Source organism: Mycobacterium sp. E2479, assembly GCF_001667925.1.
Classification (GTDB): Bacteria; Actinomycetota; Actinomycetes; order Mycobacteriales; family Mycobacteriaceae; genus Mycobacterium.
The window spans coordinates 42,184-60,139 of sequence record NZ_LZJR01000072.1; the positions used below are offsets into that span (position 1 = coordinate 42,184).

Consider the following 17,956-nt stretch of genomic DNA (forward strand, 5'->3'; position numbering starts at 1 on the left):
CCGGCGCCGATGCGCCGCGTCGTTCCCCTGTGCTCGTTCGTCAAGTCTCGCCCCTCGTGTCTTGGCACCGCCCGGCGTCGCCGCAATGTGATGCGGATCGCACACCACCGGTATGCGCATCGCGATTGGGCCCTCCACTCCGTCTTGCTGATTGCCAGCGCAACACTGGGCTCGGCACGCACGGACACAATCGAAGATTGCAACCCCTCCCGATCGAATAATGCCGCACCGCAGTAGGTGATTCGTCGCAGCAAGCTATGAAAGCGCTATGAGTCGTCGAGATTAGACAAAGGGAAGTCACAGCCGGGTCCAATAGAGCGCACTGCCAAGGCGGGCCGATACTTGAGTGGTGACTCGACCCGCCCCGCCCATCCTGACAATTCGGCATGACGGGTCCCAACGTTCCTTCGCGGCCGGCCACGAGGTGGTGGTGGGACGCGATGAACAGGCCGACGTGCACATCGCCGATCCGAGGATTTCCCGCGCGCATCTGCTGCTGCGGTTCGATCAAGGCCGATGGTTGGCAATCGACAACGGCTCGTTGAACGGGACCTATCTCAACGGCTACCGGATGCCCGTGGTGGATATCCACGACGGTCAGAGCATTCACGTCGGAAACCCGCAAGGCCCGCGTCTGACCTTCGCGATCGGGCCGCAGACGGGTCATGCCAGCCGGCCCCCCCGGGCCCGGCCGAGCCACGACTCCGGACCCCCGACCCTGGCCTGGGCGGCGCTTACTGAGCAAACGAATCCGACACATTCGCCGCGGCGCCCACAGGCCCGGCCCGACAGCCCGGCCCGGGGCCCGGCGCGCGGCGGTCCGCACGGTGCGCCGTCGCGTCCGGTGCCTCCCCGGCAGCCGGCGAGACCGCAGAGTGCACCACCGCGACAGCCGGCGGCGCCGCCGCGACAGGCGCCACCGCCCCCGATGCCGGCGTCACGTGGCACTCCCCCCGAGGAGCTGACCGTCATCGACCCCGGCTCACCGGCAAGATTGCAGGTCACCCCGTCCGCAGCCGACCAAGCCAAGGCAGCGCCCACGCCGTCGAACCCGCCCGCGGCGGAATTCACGGTGATCAATGCCAAAACGGCCGACGTGTCCAACCTCGCGACGCGCTTTGTGAAATTGCTCTCGCCGCGCGCGTCGTCGGCCGCGGGCACGGCCGGCGCCATGACGATCGGCCGCGCCCCCGAGAACGACATCGTCGTCTCCGATGTCCTGGCGTCGCGTCAGCATGCCAGCTTGGTACCCACCCACCTGGGCACCGAGATTCGGGACAACAGCGTCAACGGAACGTTCGTCAACGGCACCCGGGTCGGGTCGGCCATCTTGTCCGAGGACGACATCGTCACGATCGGCAACGTCGACCTGGTGTTCCGCGACGGCACCTTGACCGAACACGGCGACGCCGCCACACGCACCGGGGGTCTCGAGGTGCGCGACGTCAAGTACGTCGTCGACAACGGCAAACAATTGCTGGATGACATCTCGCTGACCGCTCGCCCCGGCACGTTGACCGCAGTGATCGGCGGTTCGGGCGCCGGCAAGAGCACCCTGGCCCGGCTCATCGCCGGTTACACCACCCCGACCTCCGGTTCAGTGACCTTCGAGGGCCACAACATTCACGCCGAATACGCATCGCTGCGCAGCAGGATCGGCATGGTCCCCCAGGACGACGTGGTGCATCGCCAGCTCACCATCAACCAGGCGCTGGGCTATGCCGCAGAGCTGCGGCTGCCGCCCGACACCAGCAAAGCCGACCGCGCCAAGGTCGTCGCCCAGGTGCTCGAGGAACTCGATCTGACCAAGCACGCCGACACCCGCGTCGAGAAGTTGTCCGGCGGACAGCGCAAACGCGCCTCGGTGGCGCTCGAGCTGCTGACCGGCCCGTCATTGCTGATCCTCGACGAGCCGACCTCGGGTTTGGATCCCGCGCTGGATCTGCAGGTCATGACGATGCTGCGCCAGCTGGCCGACGCGGGTCGGGTCGTGCTCGTGGTGACGCACTCGCTGTCCTACCTGGACGTGTGCGACCAGGTGCTGCTCATGGCTCCGGGCGGCAAGACAGCCTATTGCGGCGCACCCGACCAGATCGGTGCCGCGATGGGCACCACCAACTGGGCGAAGATCTTCACCCAGGTCGGCGCCGACCCCGACGAGGCCAATCGCCGCTTCCTGGAACAGAACGAGGCCGAGAAGCGGCCCCAGAAGTACCTCCCGGACAAGACCGACGAGCCGGGCAGCCTCGGCGAACCCGTTCACACCAGCGTGCGGCGCCAGATCTCGACCATCGCCCGCAGACAGGTCCGCCTGGTGATCGCCGACCGCGCCTACTTCGTCTTCCTCGCGCTGCTGCCGTTCATCCTCGGCTCGCTGTCTCTGACGGTCCCGGGCAACAACGGCTTTCATGTTCCCGCGCCCAATGCCGGCACACCCGACGAAGCCGCACAGATACTGGCGCTGCTGATGCCGGCGGCGGCATTCATGGGTACCGCCTTGACAATTCGAGATCTGGTCGGCGAACGCCCCATCTTTCAGCGCGAGCAGGCGGTCGGGTTGTCGACCGCCGCCTACCTGCTCGCCAAGAGCGCGGTGTTCTGCGGCTTCGCGATAGTGCAGTCGGCGATCGTCACGGCGATCGTGGTGATCGGAAAGAGCGCCCCCGCGCGAGGCGCGGTGCTGTTCGGCCACTCGACCATTGGGGCCACCTTCGAACTGTTCACGACCGTCGCGGCGACGTGTGTCGCCTCGGCCATTCTCGGCCTGGCGATTTCGTCGCTGGTCCGCTCGAGCGAGCAGATCATGCCGCTGTTCGTGGTGACGGTGATGGCGCAGCTGGTGCTGTGCGGTGGGATGGTGCCGGTGACCGGCCGGCTCGGTTTGAACCAGCTGTCGTGGGCGACGCCGGCGCGCTGGGGCTATGCGGCCGCATCGTCGACAGTGGATCTGCGCCACCTGGTGCCCGATTCGCTGCTATCCCAGGATCGGTTCTGGCAGCACACGTCGAAGATCTGGCTGCTCGACATGGGCATGCTGGCCGCATTGTCACTCTTCTACGCGGGCTTCGTGCGGTGGAAGATCCGGTTGCGCCGATAGCGAATCGCCCAGCAGCGGTAGGGTGACACCATTCACCCGCCGAAGCACGAGACGTTCGACCTCCTGGCCCGCACCAACACCGATCCCAAGGGCATCGTGCGGACCGTCGACGAGTACGCGGTGCAGCCGTGGGGTCTGTACGTCGCGCGCCCCACTCCCGGTCGCGTCCAGTTCCATTACCTCGAGTCGTGGCTGCTGCCGTCGTTGGGCTTGCGCGCCACGGTGTTTCACTTCAATCGGGGTCATGAACGCGACCATGACTACTACCTGGATGTGGGCGAATACCGGCCCGGCCCCACCGTGTGGCATGCCGAAGACCACTACCTGGACATCGAGGTCCGCACCGGCGCCGGCGCCGAACTCACCGATATCGACGAACTGCTCGACGCCGTCCGCCACGGGTTGCTGAGTCCGGAGGCCGCCGAGCGGGCGGTGCGACGCGCGGTGGCCGCCGTCGACGGGTTGGCCGGCAACGGTTATGACCTGTCGCGGTGGCTGGCACACCACGGCATGCCACTGAGCTGGCGCCGGCGGTAGCCGTTTTCTCTGCCGGACGGCGGGTATGCCTTCGACATGGCGTTCGTCGGTCAGCGCAGCGATCCCTATGACTTGGCGTGCCGCGCCGCAGACTTTGTACGGGAGACACGCTGATGCCACGCATCGACGTCGAGATCACCCACCCGGACCGGGTCATGTTCCCGGAGAACGGAATCACCAAGTCAGACCTTGCCGAGTACTACGGCGAGGTGGCCGAGACCATGCTGCCGCACCTGAAGGGCCGCCCGCTGACCGTGCAACGCTTCCCGCGAGGCATCGGTGAAAACGGTTTTGTGCAACAGGATTTCGCCGATACGTTGCCCCACTGGATGAGCGGGGTCCAGGTCGACAAAGCGGGCGGCACCCTGGTCCATCCGCTGGCCGAACGCCCGGAAGCGCTGCGCTGGTTGGCCAACCAGAACTGCATAACCCTGCACGTGTGGCAATCGCGCCGGGGCAAACTGAACCAGCCTGACCGCTTGGTCTTCGATCTTGATCCCTCCGACGCCGATTTCGCGGTGGTGCGCGCGACCGCCCGCACGGTGGCCGACGTGCTCGATGACCTGGGGCTGGCGCGCTACGTGCAGACCACCGGATCGCGGGGGCTTCATGTCGTGGTGCCGCTACGCGCCGAAGCCGACTTCGACACCGTGCGGCAATTCGCCCGCGACGTCGCGGAAGTCGTCGCCGCCGACGATGCCGCACACCGCACCGTGGAAGCCCGCAAAGACAAACGCGATGGCCGCATCTACCTGGACGTCATGCGTAATGCCTACGCGCAGACCGCGGTGGCGCCGTACTCTGTGCGGGCCCGCGCAGGTGCGTCGGTGGCCACCCCGTTGGAGTGGGACGAACTGGACACCCGGGGTCTGCGGGCCGATCGGTTCAGCATTCGCGATGTCCCCGACCGGCTCGCTGGGCAACGCGATCCGTGGGCAGACATGTTCCGGCACGCCCGCTCGCTGACCCGGCCACTCGAACGATTAGCGAAACTTCGTGCCTGAACTGCCGGATGTCGAAGGATTCCGGCGCGAGCTGGCTAAAGCCCTGCCCCGCCGCCGAATTCAATGCGTAGACGTCCGCGACGCCGGGATCCTGCGCAACGCCTCCGCCGCCACCCTCGCCCGGCGCCTGGTCGGCCACCGGTTCGGAGCCCCGCGCCGGCACGGCAAATGGCTGATACTGCCGACCGATGGTCCGGCGCTGCTGATCCACAGCGGTATGACCGGACACCCGTACTACGCCAAAGCCGGCGCCGATCCGGAAAAGTATGAGCGACTGGTGGTGTCGCTCGACCGAGGCGAACTGCGGTATGCCGACCTGCGCAAGCTTCGCGGGGTCTGGCTCGCCGCCGACGACGACGAGCTCGCCGACGTGTTGGGCGCGCAGGGGCCCGACGCGCTGGGCATGGGCCTACGAGAGTTTCGTGACGTGGTCGCCGCGCGACGCACGAGGGGTGGGCCGCTGAAGCCGACGCTGATGGACCAGTCGGTGATCGCGGGCCTGGGCAATCTGCTCGTCGACGAAATCTGCTGGCGGGCCAGAATTCGGCCCACGGTTTCGGTTGCGGAGCTGGGCGACGACGACGTCAAAAATTTGCATCGTGCCATGGCGCAAGTGCTGCATACCGCGGTACGCCATGGCCGGGTTCCCGGCCTGCCGCGTTGGCTCACCGGGGCACGCGACGATGCCGACCCGCACTGCCCGCGCTGCGGCAGCCTCCTTCGCCGCGGCCGGATCGGTGGCCGGATGTCGTTCTGGTGTCCCCGTTGCCAGCCCTAGCCGTCCGCCGAACAGCCTGGTCGACCGGGCGACGGTGAGCGTAATCTCAGCTGCAATGAGCTCCCATGGTCGCAGGCTGCTGCCGATCGCCGCGGCGACGATCATCGCCGTCGGCGCCCAGCTGAATCCGGCAACGGCACGAGCGGATCTACACAACATCACCTATCGGGCCAGGATCGACGGCGTGACGACCGGTAGCCAGGCCATCTTCGTGATCAGCGGCGGTCAGACGAACACGGCCGGACTGAGTGCGATGCCCGGCAACGCATTCGAAGCCGACACGGTGTTGCCCGACCCGCAGCAGGCCGGCATGCGCGTCGTGGTGCACTTCCCGTACTCGGCGAACGTGCACTGCGAGATCGACGTGGACGACAATGTTTTCGTCCAGACCGACCAGTTGGTCAGACCGGTCGCCGGCAACGCCGATCCCATGAACGGGGCGCTGCAGTGCGGCGCACCCATCCCCTAGGCGCGCCACCATCGGGCTAGGGCTTCCAGCCCGTCGAGTCGGCCCACTCCCACGCGCGGCGGTAGGCGTCGAGGAACCACGGCTCCTTGGCCTCGGCATAGGCCGCGGTGTCTCCGTCGGCGGCCTTTTCGGCGGCGCGCTTGGCGTTCAAATAATCGGCGCGGGCATCGGGGTTGGCCGTCAACCAGTCCACGAACAGCAGGGCGAATTGCTGATTGGGCCAGCCGTCCACCCGAATGTGCACATTGGTGGGTCGACCGGGATCCGCTGAGGCGTGAATTCGCTTGCACCACAGCGCCGGATCGTCCCCGTGGTCGTAGCTCTCCACCGTACTGCGGGCATCATTCTTGGCCACGTCCTCAGCGATGTGCTCGATGCGCGGATACCCAACGGAAAGCAACGGCTCGGCGAGTTCGTCTGCGACGGCAAGGGATTCAACGGTGATTTGGACATCGATGACGTCCTTGGCGGCGAGGTCCGGCACGGCGGTCGAGCCGATGTGATCGACACGCAGCGCCCGGTGCCCGCAGCTGGTCCGCAGGCGGTTCACGATCCGTCGCGCCTGGTCCGACCAAGCCGGGTCGCACGGCACCAACCGGGCGGGAACCTCGGCGATCTGGTGCGCGCTCAGGTTACGCGCGAACGGGACGATGCGGTTGTTCCACACGGCATGGGCCCGCTGGACCAACTCCTCGGTGCTGCCCGAGTTGTCCAGCCAAATGTCGGCGACCGCGCGGCGCTGCTCGTCGGTTGCCTGCGCGGCGATCCTCGCGCGGGCGTCATCCTCCGACATGCCGCGCTGGTCGACCAGGCGCCGCAGCCGCACCTCGACATCGGCGTACACGATGACGACGAGCGGGAACAGCGGCGCCATCCCGGATTCCACCAGCAGCGGAATGTCCTCGACCACAACGGAATCGTCGGGCACCGAAGCGATGATTTCCGAACGGCGATTGGCCACCAACGGATGGACGATGCCGTTCAGCGTCTTGCGCGCCTCGTCGTCGCGAAAAGCCTTGGCAGCCAGGGCGGGCCGGTCCAGCGATCCGTCCGGAAGCAGGATGTCGCTCCCGAACGCCTCGACCAGCGAGGCCAGGCCCTCGGTTCCGGGCTGAACCACCTCACGCGCGATGACGTCCCCGTCGACGATGACTGCACCGCATTGTTCGAAAGTGGATGACAGCGCCGACTTGCCGGCGCCGATGCCACCGGTCAGCCCGATGCGCAGCATGGCGTGGTCAGGGAGACGTCACGCGTTGCCGGCGAGCTTCTCCCGCAGAGCGGCCAATTGCGCATCGCTGGCCAGCGATCCGCCCGCCTTCTCCGGAGGAGCGCCATTGCCAGGCGCCTGCTCGGGGTGCCCGGCTGCCTCGGCGGCGGCGAACTTCTCCATCTGCGTCGTGTGCATCTTGTGCCGACGCTCGGCCTCCGCGTAGCGGGCCTCCCACTCGTTGCGCTGCTTCTCGAATCCCTCTAGCCATTCGTTGGTCTCGGAGTCGAAGCCTTCGGGGAAGATGTAGTTGCCCTGCTCGTCGTAGCTGTCGGCCATGCCGTATTTCGCCGGGTCGAATTCCTCGGTGTAGTCCTCGTTGGCCTGCTTGAGCGACAACGAGATCCGGCGGCGCTCCAGGTCGATGTCGATGACCTTGACCATCGCGTCGTCGCCGACGGCGACCACCTGGTCGGGAACCTCGACGTGGCGCTCGGCCAACTCGGAGATGTGCACCAGACCCTCGATGCCCTCCTCGACACGCACGAAAGCGCCGAACGGGACCAGCTTGGTGACCTTCCCGGGCACGATCTGGCCGATGGCGTGGGTGCGGGCGAAGTGCCGCCACGGGTCTTCCTGAGTCGCCTTCAGCGACAACGAAACCCGCTCGCGGTCCATGTCGACGTCGAGCACCTCGACGGTGACCTCGTCACCGACCTGCACAACCTCGGACGGGTGGTCGATGTGCTTCCAGGACAGCTCGGAAACGTGCACCAGACCGTCCACACCGCCGAGGTCGACGAATGCACCGAAGTTGACGATGGAGGAGACGACACCCTTGCGGATGGCGCCCTTCTGCAGCTGGTTGAGGAACTCGCTGCGCACCTCGGACTGGGTCTGCTCCAGCCACGCGCGTCGCGACAGGACCACGTTGTTGCGGTTCTTGTCCAGCTCGATGATCTTGGCCTCGATCTCCTTGCCGATGTACGGCTGCAGATCACGCACCCGGCGCATCTCCACCAGCGAGGCGGGCAGGAAGCCGCGCAACCCGATGTCGAGGATCAGGCCTCCCTTGACCACCTCGATGACGGTGCCCTTGACGGCCTCGTCCTTCTCCTTGAGCGCCTCGATGGTGCCCCAGGCGCGCTCGTACTGCGCGCGCTTCTTGGAGAGAATCAGCCGACCCTCTTTGTCCTCCTTGGTGAGGACCAGGGCTTCGATCTCATCACCGACGGAAACGACCTCATTCGGGTCGACATCGTGCTTGATCGAGAGTTCGCGGGCGGGGATGACCCCTTCGGTTTTGTAGCCGATATCGAGGAGCACCTCGTCCCGGTCCACTTTGACGATCGTGCCTTCGACGATGTCGCCATCGTTGAAATACTTGATCGTTTTGTCTATTGCGGCGAGAAAGTCCTCGCTCGAGCCAATGTCGTTGACGGCTACTTGCGGCGAGGTGACAGCGGGACTCGGCATGTTGTTGGGTTGCTCCGGACAGGTTTGGTCGTAGGGACAATTGGGATTTACCTGTCGAGGCTACTCGACTGGGCACATGCTGGCCAAACTCAGCGCCGTCGGCTCGCGTCGATCGGTTGCCCAGAATTTGACATCACGGCAAATTCTCGCCGCGACGTGCTCCCTCCAAGCGGGCGGTACCGCAGCTCGGGGACGGTTTGTGCAGTTCATAACCGCTCGGCGGCCCCAGTGCGTGGCAGCGCCCGGATCGCCGCGCTAATGCGCGGCGGAGTCCCAACTGCGCCCGTAACCCACCGAGACCTCCAGCGGGACGTCCAGCGGATACGCCCCGCCCATCTTGTCGCGTACCAGCGCCTCGAGCTGTGCCCGCTCGCCGGGCGCGACCTCGAACAGCAGCTCGTCGTGCACTTGGAGCAGGATCCGCGACGAAAGCCCTGCATCGCGGATCGCCTTGTCGACCTCGAGCATCGCCACCTTGATGATGTCGGCCGCGCTGCCCTGGATAGGCGCGTTGAGCGCCGCGCGTTCGGCGGCTTCGCGCACCTGACGGTTGCTGCTGTCGAGTTCGGGGAGGTAGCGCCGGCGGCCGAAGACCGTTGACGTGTAACCGTCTTTGCGGGCCTGCTCCACGACGTCCATCAGGTAGTCGCGCACCCCGCCGAACCGCGCGAAGTATTGCTCCATCTGGTCTTTGGCTTCTTCGGTGGAGATCTTCAACTGGGCGGAAAGTCCGTAGGCGCTCAATCCGTAGGCCAGACCGTAGGACATCGCCTTGACCCGGCGGCGCAACTCGGCGGTGACCTCTTCGATCGGCACGCCGAATGCCCGGGAGGCGACGAACGAGTGCAGGTCCTCCCCGGTGTTGAACGCCTCAATAAGGCCTGCGTCCTTGGACAGATGAGCCATGATGCGCATCTCGATCTGGCTGTAGTCCGCCGTCATCAGCTCGCTATAGCCCTCACCGACGACGAACGCATCGCGGATCCGCCGCCCCGCCTCGGTGCGGATCGGGATGTTCTGCAGATTCGGCTCGGTCGAGGACAATCTGCCCGTCGCGGCGATGGTCTGGTTGAACGTGGTGTGGATGCGCCCGTCCGAGGCCACCGAGTTGAGCAATCCGTCGACGGTGACTTTGAGCCGGGTGGCATCGCGGTGGGCCAGCAGATGCTGCAGGAACGGGTGGCCGGTCTTGTCGAAAAGCGACTGCAGGGCATCGGCGTCGGTGGTGTAGCCGGTCTTGGTGCGCTTGGTCTTTGGCATCTCCAGCTCGTCGAAAAGCACGGTCTGCAACTGCTTCGGCGAGCCCAGGTTGATCTGCTTGCCGATCACCGCGTACGCCGCCTCGGCCGCGTCGCGGATCTGGTGGGCGAAATCGCTTTGCAGCTCGTTGAGCAGATCCAAATCGACTGCGATGCCGGCGTTTTCCATGCGCGCCAGCACTGCCTGCACCGGCAGCTCCATACCGCTCAGCAACGAGGTGGAGTTGATGCGGGCCAACTCCTCGTCGAGCGCGTCGGCCAGATCCAGTACGGCCACGGCGCGCAGGATCAGCGTCTGTACCGCCTGCTCGTCGGTGCCCTCGGTATCATCGAGCAACGAAAGTTGTTGCTGTTGGGGGTTTTCGGCGCGAAGTTCGCGGCGCAGGTAGCGCAGCGAAAGGTCATCGAGGGAGAAGCTGCGCTGCCCGGGGCGCACCAGGTAGGCCGCCAGCGCCGTGTCGGAGGTGACGCCCGCCAGCGTCCAGCCTCGCCCGGCCAGGTCGTGCATCGCCAGCTTGGCCTCGTGCAGCGCCTTGGGCGGACCGGGGTCGGCCAGCCAAGATGCCAGCGCCGCTTCGTCTTCGGGATCAAGCGTCGCGGTGTCGATGTAGCGGCCCTCGCCGTCGGCGGAGACGATGGCCAGCGCGGTGGCGTCGGCGTCGTAGGCCAGGTGGGTGCCGACGACGGCCAGGCCGAACCGCTTTCCCGAACTGTGCTCGGCCAGCCACACGGCCAACTCGCCGGGTTCCAGCGCCCCGCCGCGCACGTCGAAGCCCTCGTCGACCTCGGGCTCCACCGCGGCGAGCGTTTCGAACAACCGGTCCCGCAACACCCGGAACTCCAGGTCGTCGAAGAGCCGGTGAATCTGGTCGCGATCCCACGGCTGCAGGCGCAGCGTGTCCGGGGTCTGGGCCAGCGGCACGTCTTTGACGAGATCGGTCAGCTCACGGTTGCGGATGACGCTGGCCAGGTGTTCGCGCAGCGCGTCGCCCACCTTGCCGCGTACGGAGTCGACGTTGTCGACCAGCCCCTGCAGCGACCCGTACTCGCCGATCCATTTGGAGGCGGTCTTCTCGCCCACGCCGGGGATGCCGGGCAGGTTGTCGCTGGGATCGCCGCGCAGGGCGGCGAAGTCGGGATACTGCGCGGGCGTCAGCCCATACTTTTCGACGACGGCATCCGGGGTGAAACGGGTCAATTCGCTGACCCCCTTGCGGGGATAGAGCACCGTCACGTTGTCGCTGACCAACTGCAACGAGTCGCGGTCGCCGGTGACCACCAGCACCCGATAGCCCTCCTTTTCGGCCTGCGTGGCCAGGGTCGCGATCAGGTCGTCTGCCTCGAATCCCTCCTCGGCGAGCACGGTGATGCCCAATGCCGCGAGGACTTCCTTGGTGATGTCGATCTGGCCGCGAAACTCGTCGGGCGTCGCCGACCGGTTGGCCTTGTACTCCGGGTAGCGCTCGGAGCGGAAGGTCTGCCGGGACACGTCGAACGCCGCGGCAATGTGGGTCGGGGCCTCGTCGCGCAGCAGGTTGATCAGCATGGCGGTGAAGCCGTAGACCGCGTTGGTGGTCAGCCCGCCGCGGGTTTTGAAGTTCTCGGCGGGCAGCGCATAGAACGCCCGAAACGCCAGCGAGTTGCCATCCAGCAACATCAGCGTCGGCGCGGTCTGTTCCTCGCTGGCCTTCGTAGTGGTTTTCGTGGCGGGCACGGGTCTCACTCTAGGCACCCGGTGTGACGAGCTGGGCGCCCCGACGGTGCCACCGGCCGAACTGCAACACGTTTCAGTTTTGGCCGCGGCCTCGGTAGTCTGACCCAGTGCCAGAGGTCACCAGCCAAGAACCCGCGATCGACGGGTGGTTCGCCACCGACGACGCCGGAAATCCCCATCTGATCGGCAGCAAGTGCCCCCAGTGCGGCACCTACGTCTTCCCGCCGCGGGAGAACAACTGCCCCAACCCGGCCTGCGCCGGCGACGCCCTAGAGCCCGTCGCTTTGTCGACCCGGGGGACGCTGTGGAGCTACACCGAGAACCGGTACCCGCCGCCCGCGCCCTACCCGGCGGCGGACCTCTTTGAGCCGTTCGCCATTGCTACCGTGGAGCTGGCCGACGAGGGGATCATCGTGCTCGGCAAGGTGGTGGACGGCACGCTGGCCGCGGACCTGAAGGTCGGCATGGAGATGGAGCTGGCCACCATGACCCTGTTCACCGACGACAACGGTGTCGAACGCCTCGTGCACGCGTGGAGGATCGCATCGTGAGTAATCCCGAACCCCTCTACATCCTTGGCGCGGGAATGCACCCCTGGGGCAAATGGGGCCGCGACTTCACCGAATACGGCGTGGTCGCCGCCCGCGCGGCGCTGGCCGAGGCCGGGCTGGACTGGCGGCAAATCCAGATGGTCGCCGGCGCAGACACCATCCGCAACGGCTACCCCGGCTTCATCGCGGGGTCGACGTTCGCCCAGAAACTCGGCTGGAACGGTGTGCCGGTCAGCTCGAGCTACGCCGCCTGCGCCAGCGGTTCGCAGGCGCTGCAGAGCGCCCGCGCCCACATCCTGGCCGGGTTCTGTGACGTCGCTCTGGTCGTCGGCGCCGACACCACGCCGAAGGGCGCGTTCGCGCCGGTCGGCGGCGAGCGCAAGAACGACCCCGACTGGCAGCGCTTCCACCTCATCGGTGCGATGAACCCGGTGTACTTCGCGCTGCTCGCGCGGCGCCGGATGGATCTCTACGGTGCGACCTCCGAGGACTTCGCTCGGGTGAAGGTCAAGAACTCCCAGCACGGCCTGCAGAACCCGAATGCGCGCTACCGCAAGGAATCGTCCGTCGACGACGTGCTGGCCAGTCCCGTAGTCTCCGATCCGCTACGGCAGCTGGACATCTGCGCCACCTCGGACGGCGCCGCGGCGCTGATCGTCGCCAGCGCCGAGTTCGCTCGCAAGCACCTGGGCTCGCTTGACGGCGTGCCGTCGGTGCGTGCGGTCAGCACGGTCACTCCCCGCTACCCGCAGCATCTGCCCGAATTGCCGGATATCGCAACGGATTCCACCGCCGTCGTGGCCGCGCCCGAGCGGGTGTTCAAGGACCAGATCCTCGACGCGGCGTACGCCGAGGCGGGCATCGGGCCCGAGGACGTGAGCCTGGCCGAGGTCTACGACCTGTCCACCGCGCTGGAACTCGACTGGTACGAGCACCTGGGGTTGTGCCCCAAGGGTGAAGCCGAGGAGCTGCTGCGCACTGGCGCCACCACGATCGGCGGCAGGGTTCCGGTCAACCCGTCGGGCGGGCTGGCGTGCTTCGGCGAGGCCATTCCCGCCCAGGCGATCGCACAGGTCTGCGAGCTGACCTGGCAGCTGCGGGGCCAGGCCACCGGCCGGCAGGTGGAGAACGCCAAGGTCGGCGTCACGGCCAACCAAGGCCTCTTCGGGCACGGGTCTTCGGTGATCGTCGCCCGCTAGGGTCTACGGCCGCCGGCGATCAGGCCACGGCTTTCAGTGTGCAAGCACGGCTTTCAGTGTGCGAGCACGGCGGCCGGCGTCGGCGTGTCGTCGCCACCAGCGCACACTGAACGCCGTGGGTTCACACTCAAGCGTCTTTGGACGGATCCAAGGTCTCCAGGACGACTTCGGCCACCCGCTTCATCGTGGTCCTGCGGTCCATCGCGGCCCGTTGAATCCACTTGAAGGCCTCGGGCTCGGTCATGCCCTGCTCGCTCTGCAGTAACCCTTTCGCGCGCTCGACGAGCTTGCGGGTCTCCAGCCGGTCGGACAACGTGGCAACCTCGCGTTCCAGCTCGGTGATCTCGCTGAAGCGGCTGACAGCCAATTCGATGGCCGGGATGAGGTCGCTGATGGTGAACGGCTTCACCAGGTAGGCCATGGCGCCGGCGTCCCGCGCCCGCTCCACCAAGTCACGCTGGCTGAACGCGGTCAACACCACAATCGGCGCGATGCGCTTACTGGCTATCTCCGAGGCCGCGTCGATGCCGTCGCGACGCGGCATCTTCACATCCATGATCACCAGATCCGGCTGATGGCGCTCGGCCAGTTCGACGGCTTCCTGTCCGTCGCCGGCCTCACCGACGATCTCGTAACCCTCTTCCCGGAGCATCTCGGCGAGGTCCATTCGGATGAGCGCTTCGTCTTCAGCGATCAGGACCCGGCGCGGCACAGCGGCGTCGGTGTCGGTCGTGGGGCCTGTCATGACGGATATTGTGTCGTGAACGCCTCAGACCAGCGACCTCGGGGGCGGTGAGGCAGGTGGGCACTCATGATCCTCTATGGTGGGAGGCTGCCTCTAAGGTAAGAGGCCGCATGCCCTCGTATCCCAACTGGCAGAGGAAACGGATTCAAAACCCGTACAGTGTGAGTTCGAATCTCACCGAGGGCACTCATGCTGTGGACGCGGTTGGTACTTGCTAATCGTTGACAAGGCCCCTGATCCCCTTTGCCATTGCCCCCTCAGCTTCCGACCAGTCGATTACCAGATTGGAATCTCGCAAAAACTCCGTACGTCTATGGAATTTCGGTGCTAGAGAGCGCCAACTGCCGGCACCCGGCCCCAGATGGTCTCTGCGTCCCATTTACGCCCACGCGGCAGGAGGGACTGGCATCGGTCGGCCGGCACCGGGACCTCGAGCGCCATATTCTGGCGCGCAGTTTTTGACGGCAGCGGCCTCACGGGCGACATGCTCACCGTCCCTGAAAACGTCGCCGCCGAACGTTGCGGATACGTCGTACCGCGTCACCGACCGTGAGCGGATGGAGTTCTGATGTGTCCCAGCAGCTCCCGCTCTAGGGTTGCGGTGGTGGCACGACGGGTCGGCACGTATTGGCCCCCGGGTCCCACCAGTTACCGGGACCGCAATCCTGCGGCGGCGGTGCCCCCAACGGCTGGCAAGCATTGGCCCCCGGGTTCCACCAATTGCCCGGACCACAATCTGGCGGTTGAGCCGAGCTCATCCCCGGAGACACCGCTGCCACGTACGCCATGGGCGCTATTGCCATCATGACGACGCCCGCCATGCGGCGAATAAGCATGCTCATCAAAGGACCTCCCATCAGGAACCTGTAGATCTAAATATTGACCTTGACCCTGAGTTTTAAACTGCCGACTCGGTTTGCGCCGCGCCCGCCGAAAAGGGGGTATGGAAATCTCAGCAAATGACCATCCAGCCGAGCCAGAGGCTGCAGCAGTATTTCGCCAGAAAAAATCAGCTTCACATGTGACATTGAAAACTCGTTTGCGAGAAGCGTCAGGAGCCCTCGGCTCCGCGAGCCCCTTCCCTCGAGATGCAACCGCCCCCATCGTATTTGAGAGTAACGATGACACTCGCCCAATGGACGCACCCGATACACCCGCGCGGGTAAGGCAGTAAAGCGCAAAGCCGCCGAAAGCGATTACCAACGAACCAGATATCGTGGTCCCGGCCTTCCCGTTGCCGCTCTGCCGTCTGCAGCGCTCAGTGCCGCTGCTGCACCGCCTGATTCGTCATACGGCGGATATGGCTGTGCGCACTGAGCACGACGCTGCGCCAGCCGCGGCCGAACGTCCCGGTCTGACAGCGGTAGCGCTCTCGTCGGGCCATCCTCGACGACCCTCAACCGTGCCGGTCCAGCCGGCAGTCGCGTCAACTCGTGGCGACTCTGAACACCCTATGCAGGCTGACGCATCGCCGCGGGAAATGGCGGTCGTCAAGTCAATGACGAACGGGTGGGCAATGCACCAATCAGCCGTCAGAGGCCAGGGGCCGGGCCAAGGACATGGGGTGCAAGGTCAATCGTTATGCAGCCCGACGATCCCAGCATCACACCGCTCAGGACTACGGCCGCTGCAACAGCTTTCAATATTTTTTTCATCGATCACACCTTCCTGCTGGTGAGATGACAGCGGGAAATGAATTACCGCCGGTTGCCTGATGCTATCGCTGTCTTTTGACGTGTGTGGAATATTGCTCAAACCGCTGGAAAGGTTTTTGTGTTGGCGACTCGAAGTGCACGCCAATACTGCCCGTCGCCGCATGCCGATTTCGTCCAAAATAGAGTTCGAATCTCACCGAGGGGACTCAGCTTGTATGACAAGTAGGCAGCCGCACGCGCGCTCGGCCGGCGTCCGGAACATGCGGCGAGCGCGGTTCCGGGCAGCCGCGAGGAGCGTGCTGCTAATTCACTAACTTGGGAAATGCTATGCGGCCCTTGACATAAGCCCCTACCAGTCCTGACAAAAGCCATGATGGCCGCAGCCGAGAATTGCTTAAGCACGATCGTTCACAAAACGGGATCCCCCGGCATTCAGGTCGTACAGATGTCACCACATGCACGGGACGAGGCGGTAGCGAACCTTTTCTGTGTATTCGCGGTATCCGTCTAACTCGTTTCGGAGAAGCTGTTCTTCGTCTCTTATACGCAACGCGAGCATGATCACGCCGGGCATGCCGAAGACGAGTCCCCAGTAGGAACCGAGCGCCAACGGGATGCCGAGCATCATGATGACGTTGCCGGAGTACATGGGGTGGCGCACCAGCCCATATAGCCCGGTGGAAGTCAGCTTTTGGTCTGATTCGACCCGGACTGTGGCGCTCGCATAGCTGTTTTGAATGACCACGAGCATCACCACACTGAGTCCAGCGACTGCCAGAACATCGCCGACCAAACAGATTACGGTTGGTGCTCCCGACCAACCAAAGCGATGGTCAAGGGCGCTGAGCACGACCGTTGCGGCGAGCGACAGGTACCAGCCGACGATGATGACCTTCTGCGCACTTCGGGTCTCTGCTGTTGGCCCACCACGCGTCCGCCTCTGAAGCACCGTGGGGTTGGTCCGCAGCAGGAAGACGCCAAGCATCCATGTCGAAAGAGAAGTTACCGTCAGAAAAACCCACGCTTGCCAATAATCGAGGGTGCCGGCAGTCCCAAACACGAGCAAGCCGAACACGACAGGGTCAATCAGCCCGGATACCAACGTTTTGAGAATGGATTTCACCGACTCTCCTTGATTCACCGAGGGAAATTCTCCTTGCTGGCATGCCTGCTCGCCTGCTGGCTCAGGCTTCGAACGGATGGCGCTTCGAAGAGCGTGGACACCGGCAGTTCGATACTCAGCGCTGCATTGATCGCGGCGATCGCTCGCAAGGCCGATAGCGAGTCCCCGCCCAGGTCGAAAAATGACTGGTCGACGCCGACGCGGTCGATACCCAGCACTTGGACGAAGATGTCGGCCAGAATCTCATCGACCAGGGTGGTCGGGGCGGCGCTAGAACCCTCGCCGATGACGTGACGTTTCGGCGACGGCACCGCTGTGATCGCGGGCTGCCCCGCCAGCGCTCTGCTGCCCCGACCGCAATCATTCTTGTCGAATGAAACCAACGACAAGATGGGGCGCCCCGGGCCAGCGGCCATGGAAGCCAAAACTCGGGTAAACCGCTCCACCACCGCGTCGATCCCGGCGATGGCGAAGACATCGGTGCGGTATTGAACCCTCAGGGTCAGTTCACGGCCGGGCCCAGCCTGGATCGTGAGTGGATAGTGATAACTGTCGTGGGTGGTGAGCTCGCTTGCGGTCAACCCGTCGGCGCCCACCAAAGCCGGGGCATCGGCCGGGTAGTTCTCGTAAACGAAAACGGTGTCGAAAAGTTGGTCGTGGCCGGTGATGCGGTGGATGTCGTTAAGTGCCAGGTGTTGGTGTTCAACGGTTTTGGTGTGTGCGCGTTGCAGCTGGTCGAGTAGCTCGGTGGTGGTCGTTGTCGGGGTGAGGTTGGCCCGCACCGGCACGGTGTTGATCAGCAGGCCCACCATCGCCTCGGCGCCGGGCACCTCGGCCGGCCGACCCGAGACCACCGCACCAAAGGCGACGTCGTGCTGGCCGGTCAACCACACCAGCAGCTGCGCCCACCCGGCCTGCAGCACGGTGTTGACAGTGGTGTGCTGCGAGCGAGCCAGCTCGCCAACAGCACGAGTGAGCGGCTCGGGCACCCGATAGGAGGCGACGCCACGACGCCCATGGCCCACCCGATCGGCTGGCCCGACCAACGTGGGAGTGTCAAAGCCGGCCAGCACCGCACGCCAGGCCGCGCGGGCGGCCTGAAGGTCACGACCGGCCAGCCAGCTGACAAACCGGCGATA

Annotated in this window: 13 protein-coding genes and 1 tRNA gene; 8 read left to right on the forward strand and 6 right to left on the reverse strand. The window is 65.4% G+C overall.

The genetic code is table 11. From position 1 onward, the window contains the following. Positions 1-346: 346 nt before the first annotated feature. The 5 genes from A5686_RS09600 to A5686_RS09620 all read left to right on the forward strand — a co-directional run bounded on the left by A5686_RS09600 (position 347) and on the right by A5686_RS09620 (position 5,885). Positions 347-3,097, forward strand: a complete 2,751-nt coding sequence (locus A5686_RS09600) for an ATP-binding cassette domain-containing protein (protein ID WP_197520533.1) — start codon at positions 347-349, stop codon at positions 3,095-3,097. A 96-nt stretch (positions 3,098-3,193) separates the two neighbouring features. Further along, positions 3,194-3,634 (forward strand): DUF402 domain-containing protein, encoded by a 441-nt coding sequence (locus tag A5686_RS09605; RefSeq protein WP_067933491.1) that lies wholly within the window; start codon positions 3,194-3,196, stop codon positions 3,632-3,634. 113 nt (positions 3,635-3,747) lie between these two features. Beyond that, a complete protein-coding gene (gene ligD / locus A5686_RS09610; protein ID WP_067933493.1) occupies positions 3,748-4,638 on the forward strand; it encodes a non-homologous end-joining DNA ligase in 891 nt (296 codons plus the stop codon). After that, complete coding sequence (locus tag A5686_RS09615; RefSeq protein ID WP_067933498.1) at positions 4,631-5,416, forward strand: Fpg/Nei family DNA glycosylase; 786 nt, start codon at positions 4,631-4,633, stop codon at positions 5,414-5,416. The genes ligD and A5686_RS09615 overlap by 8 nt, the downstream gene beginning before the upstream one ends. 55 nt (positions 5,417-5,471) lie before the next feature. Next, complete coding sequence (locus tag A5686_RS09620) at positions 5,472-5,885, forward strand: hypothetical protein (protein WP_067933500.1); 414 nt, start codon at positions 5,472-5,474, stop codon at positions 5,883-5,885. A gap of 16 nt (positions 5,886-5,901) precedes the next feature. Here the strand turns inward: A5686_RS09620 and coaE are convergent, their stop codons facing one another. The 3 genes from coaE to polA form a co-directional block, all read right to left on the reverse strand. Continuing rightward, positions 5,902-7,116 carry a dephospho-CoA kinase gene (gene coaE, locus A5686_RS09625; RefSeq protein WP_067933521.1) on the reverse strand — a complete coding sequence of 405 codons (1,215 nt, stop codon included), beginning with the start codon at positions 7,114-7,116 and terminating at the stop codon, positions 5,902-5,904. Positions 7,117-7,134: 18 nt separating this feature from the next. Then, the gene (gene rpsA / locus A5686_RS09630) at positions 7,135-8,571 is read right to left on the reverse strand and encodes a 30S ribosomal protein S1 (protein ID WP_067933522.1); all 1,437 of its coding nucleotides are present in this window, start codon (positions 8,569-8,571) and stop codon (positions 7,135-7,137) included. Positions 8,572-8,826: 255 nt separating this feature from the next. After that, positions 8,827-11,487 carry a DNA polymerase I gene (gene polA, locus A5686_RS09635; protein ID WP_197520536.1) on the reverse strand — a complete coding sequence of 887 codons (2,661 nt, stop codon included), beginning with the start codon at positions 11,485-11,487 and terminating at the stop codon, positions 8,827-8,829. 164 nt (positions 11,488-11,651) lie between these two features. On the opposite strand from polA, the gene A5686_RS09640 reads away from it, so the two are divergent. Together A5686_RS09640 and A5686_RS09645 are read left to right on the forward strand one after the other, a co-directional pair. After that, positions 11,652-12,095, forward strand: a complete 444-nt coding sequence (locus A5686_RS09640; protein WP_067933527.1) for a Zn-ribbon domain-containing OB-fold protein — start codon at positions 11,652-11,654, stop codon at positions 12,093-12,095. Further along, positions 12,092-13,294 carry a lipid-transfer protein gene (locus A5686_RS09645; RefSeq protein WP_082947566.1) on the forward strand — a complete coding sequence of 401 codons (1,203 nt, stop codon included), beginning with the start codon at positions 12,092-12,094 and terminating at the stop codon, positions 13,292-13,294. The genes A5686_RS09640 and A5686_RS09645 overlap by 4 nt, the downstream gene beginning before the upstream one ends. Before the next feature lie 127 nt (positions 13,295-13,421). Here A5686_RS09645 and A5686_RS09650 read toward each other — a convergent pair whose 3' ends face one another. Beyond that, positions 13,422-14,039 (reverse strand): ANTAR domain-containing response regulator, encoded by a 618-nt coding sequence (locus A5686_RS09650; protein WP_067933529.1) that lies wholly within the window; start codon positions 14,037-14,039, stop codon positions 13,422-13,424. 112 nt (positions 14,040-14,151) lie between these two features. On the opposite strand from A5686_RS09650, the gene A5686_RS09655 reads away from it, so the two are divergent. Then, positions 14,152-14,225: transfer RNA gene (locus A5686_RS09655), tRNA-Leu, on the forward strand. 1,917 nt (positions 14,226-16,142) lie between these two features. Here the strand turns inward: A5686_RS09655 and A5686_RS09660 are convergent. Next, positions 16,143-16,817 (reverse strand): isoprenylcysteine carboxylmethyltransferase family protein, encoded by a 675-nt coding sequence (locus A5686_RS09660; RefSeq protein WP_067933530.1) that lies wholly within the window; start codon positions 16,815-16,817, stop codon positions 16,143-16,145. Between the two features lie 14 nt (positions 16,818-16,831). Continuing rightward, a partial coding sequence (locus A5686_RS09665) for a condensation domain-containing protein (RefSeq protein WP_231986332.1) occupies positions 16,832-17,956 on the reverse strand: 1,125 nt, incomplete at its 5' end.

What these genes read in the sequence shown, in the direction of transcription:
- ligD (WP_067933493.1), top strand. Translation starts at nt 3,748, where the DNA reads ATGCCACGCATCGACGTCGAGATCACCCACCCGGACCGGGTCATGTTC.
- A5686_RS09620 (WP_067933500.1), top strand. Translation starts at nt 5,472, where the DNA reads ATGAGCTCCCATGGTCGCAGGCTGCTGCCGATCGCCGCGGCGACGATC.
- coaE (WP_067933521.1), bottom strand. Translation starts at nt 7,116, where the DNA reads ATGCTGCGCATCGGGCTGACCGGTGGCATCGGCGCCGGCAAGTCGGCG.
- rpsA (WP_067933522.1), bottom strand. Translation starts at nt 8,571, where the DNA reads ATGCCGAGTCCCGCTGTCACCTCGCCGCAAGTAGCCGTCAACGACATT.
- polA (WP_197520536.1), bottom strand. Translation starts at nt 11,487, where the DNA reads ATGTTGCTGGATGGCAACTCGCTGGCGTTTCGGGCGTTCTATGCGCTG.
- A5686_RS09650 (WP_067933529.1), bottom strand. Translation starts at nt 14,039, where the DNA reads ATGACAGGCCCCACGACCGACACCGACGCCGCTGTGCCGCGCCGGGTC.